Annotated in this window: 5 protein-coding genes; all 5 read left to right on the forward strand. The window is 75.1% G+C overall.

From position 1 onward, the window contains the following. Positions 1-241: hypothetical protein (locus C1I95_RS36785; protein ID WP_233514039.1), on the forward strand; the 241-nt coding region annotated here is incomplete at its 5' end. Next, complete coding sequence (locus C1I95_RS33040) at positions 238-1,629, forward strand: hypothetical protein (protein ID WP_111219939.1); 1,392 nt, start codon at positions 238-240, stop codon at positions 1,627-1,629. The genes C1I95_RS36785 and C1I95_RS33040, both read left to right, overlap by 4 nt. Continuing rightward, positions 1,622-2,515 carry a hypothetical protein gene (locus C1I95_RS33045; RefSeq protein ID WP_111219941.1) on the forward strand — a complete coding sequence of 298 codons (894 nt, stop codon included), beginning with the start codon at positions 1,622-1,624 and terminating at the stop codon, positions 2,513-2,515. The genes C1I95_RS33040 and C1I95_RS33045 overlap by 8 nt, the downstream gene beginning before the upstream one ends. Then, positions 2,512-2,787, forward strand: coding sequence for a WhiB family transcriptional regulator (locus C1I95_RS33050; RefSeq protein WP_111219943.1), 276 nt, complete (start codon positions 2,512-2,514; stop codon positions 2,785-2,787). The genes C1I95_RS33045 and C1I95_RS33050 overlap by 4 nt, the downstream gene beginning before the upstream one ends. After that, complete coding sequence (locus C1I95_RS35560) at positions 2,784-2,951, forward strand: hypothetical protein (protein ID WP_158566522.1); 168 nt, start codon at positions 2,784-2,786, stop codon at positions 2,949-2,951. Before C1I95_RS33050 ends, C1I95_RS35560 begins: the two co-directional genes overlap by 4 nt. Positions 2,952-3,033: the final 82 nt, after the last annotated feature.

The raw sequence follows: 3,033 nt of genomic DNA on the forward strand, positions 1-3,033 counted from the left end.
GCCTGAGCGCCTCGGCCGGCTGCCGATCGTGCCTGTCCCACCCGCGCCCGCCCCGGCGCCGGCCTCGCGGAAGGCCGCGGCGCTGCAGCCGCAGCGGGACACCGGCCGGCCGTGGTGGCGGCGCCGTTGGAACTGGGCCGTGCTGGCCTCGTCTCCCGGCTACGTGACGATGGGCCACTGCTGGACCGAGTCCGGAGCCCGCCGCCGCGCCGACCGGCACGTCCGGAGGGCAGCGCGGTGACCGCCGACGTCGTCGAGCTGACCGAGCGGTCCACCGAGCAGGCCGCCCGCGCCCGCGCCGACCGGATCCGCCAGGGCCTGCGCGACTACCTCGAAACGGTCCAGGAGTTCGCGCTCGCTTTCGAGCGCTGCGACTGGCAGGTCCTCGGCTATCCGACCTGGCAGGACTACCTGGATGGTGAGTACGGCGCGGACCGGCTGCGCGTCCCGGAGGTCCACCGCCGGGCGGCCGTGGCGACGCTGCGGCAGGTCGGCATGTCCACCCGAGCCATCGGCGCCGCGTTGGGCGTCAGCAAGGACACCGCGGCCCGCGAGGTGGCGACTGTCGCAGCTGAGACAGACGACCTGCCGGCCACCGTCCGTTCACTGGACGGCCGCGAACGTCCCGCCACCCGACCGGCCCGCTCGACGCCGGTCGTCATCGAGGAGCGCGGGCCCGAGCCGGGTGAGCACGTGTGGATCGCGATCGCCCGCAAGGGCATCCAGGGGCACGGGCTCAAGACCAAGACGTCGACCAGGTGCTCCCGGTCGACACTCAACGGACTGACGCTGCCGGCCGAGCAGGCCCGCGAGCGGCACGCCGCCGTGTGGTGCCGCACCTGCTGGCCCGAGGAGGCCACCCGTTTCGCGGCGGGTGAGTCTGAGGCCCACGACCCCCGGGCCTCGGACACGGTCGGGGCGGAGCGTCGCGACTCCGCCCCGACCGACCAGCCCGATCCGCTCGCCGGCGTCGGCGCCGACTACGAGCCCGACCCGGCGCGGCGGATCGCCGCTGTCGCCGAGGTCGCGCCGGAGTACGTGCGTCCGGTCGAGCGGCACCCTGAGACGGCCACCCCCGGGCCCGGGCACACGAATGCCAGCCCGCCGGTGGATGGAGCGGACACCGACGCAGTGGTACCGGCGCTCGCCGACCCCGCCGAGGACGTCCCGGTCGGCCACGCCGCTCCAGCTCCCGTCCCGCCGGCCGCTTCCCTGACCGGCGGGACGGGGGTACCGCCCGCCCCGCTGACGTTGACGCAGGTCGGCCGGATCCGGGCCGCGCTCGCCCACCTCAAGGCGTGCGGCGGCGCCCGGGTGGAGGAACGCGTGTACGAGGTGTGGTACTCGTCGGCGGCGCCTGCCCTGGGCGGGTCGCAGCCGGTGCGGCTGGCCAGCGTCCAGTGGTGGCCCGACGGCGAGTTGCACATCCGGTTCCTCGAGTACGCCGGCCGCTACTGCAAGGCGTCGACCGAGTTCTACGCCGCCGACGTCGACCAGGTCCTCGACATGCTGTGCGCCCTGCGGCTGCTGCCGGCCCACCTGTCCACCGCGCACGCCGCCGGCGTCCAGGCCGGGATGCGCGCCGGCGACGCGATCGACGGTGCCATCGAGGAGGCCGACCATGGCTGATCTGCCCCGCTACAAAGGCTGGCGGCAGGTGCCCGCCGGCCTGCTCTCCAAGTCGCAGCTGGCGGATCTGGACCTGCCCCGGGTCCCGGGCGGCGCCCCGGTCCGGGCCCGGGTCGAAACCAGAGACTGGCGTGACCGCAAGACCGTGGTCGACCTGTACAGCCTGGCCGAGGCGCTGCCGTCGGCGGCGACGATCGGTCAGTTGGTGGCGGCCCGGGCCCGCGCCAGCGCGTCGCGGGTGTGCGAGGGCTGCGGCGCCCGCCCGGACCGGTCGCTGCCCTGCGTCAACGGCCGGCATCTGTGCCAGTTGTGCTCGCGCATCGTGTCGCTGCAGCAGCTCGCCGAGAAGGCCGCCGCCGACCGTGCCTCCGTCGTTGCCTGGGCCCGCCAGATGGTCGCCCCCGACCTGCTGCCGCCGTACGTGGTGCGCGTCAAGCAGATCCTCCGGCCGCCCGCACCGTCGGGCCGCCAGAACCTGAACCCGGTCGCGTTGTGGGTGGACGCGGTCGACACGACCGGCCGCCGCCTGGTGAACACGACGGTCCGGCTTGCCGGCCCGCGGGTGCGGGCGGTGCCCGCCGGCGCCGTCGACCCTGCCAGCGTCGAGGAGCAGATCGTGTCCTTGCTCGCCGCCCCGGTGATCGTCACCTGGACCGACAACGAGCTGACGCCGCTGCACATCCTTTACCGCGTCAAGCCCGCCTCCGGCTGGTACGGCGGCAACCCCAACGCGATGAGCTGGCGGGCCACGTACTGGCGCGGCGACGTCAACCCCGACGCCTATCACTTCAGCCGCCGGTCCGCGATCAACGCGGTCCGGGCCGACCGGACGCTGCTCCTGCTGCGCCGCATGGCGGCCACCGACCTGCCGGACGACCCGACGTGACCCGTGCTCCCCGCGGCGTCGGCACCCGCTCGCTCGCGCCGGACTTCCTCGCCGGCGACCCGGAGGTCCGACCCAAGTGCGCGGGCGCGGACCCGGACCTGTTCTTCACCGACGGGACAGCCGCGTTCGCGGCCAAGACGTACTGCCGCCCGTGCCCGCTGCGTCCGGGCTGCCGGGCGTGGGCGCTGGAGCAGGGCAACGACCTGTACGGGGTGTGGGCCGGAACCACCCAGGCGCAGCGGAAGCAGCTCCGCCGGATGGGCGCGTCGTGACCGGGGTGTGGCTGGTGGCCACCACGCTGCTCGGCCGGCCCGCGCCGGCCGAGCAGCCGTACCCGCACATCTGCGCGCTGGTGATGGAGGCGACGCGGCTGCGGGACCGCTACAAGCTCACCCGCCGAGACTGCCCGGCCTGCGCGGGCCGGTCGGCGAGGTGAGTGGCCGTGCCCGACGACGAGTGGGCGGCCGAGTTGCTGCGCGAGCGGTACGCGCCGCCGCCGCGGTTGCCCCCACCCGCAC

Origin of the sequence: Micromonospora craterilacus, from assembly GCF_003236315.1 — a bacterium.
GTDB classification, from domain to species: domain Bacteria; phylum Actinomycetota; class Actinomycetes; order Mycobacteriales; family Micromonosporaceae; genus Micromonospora; species Micromonospora craterilacus.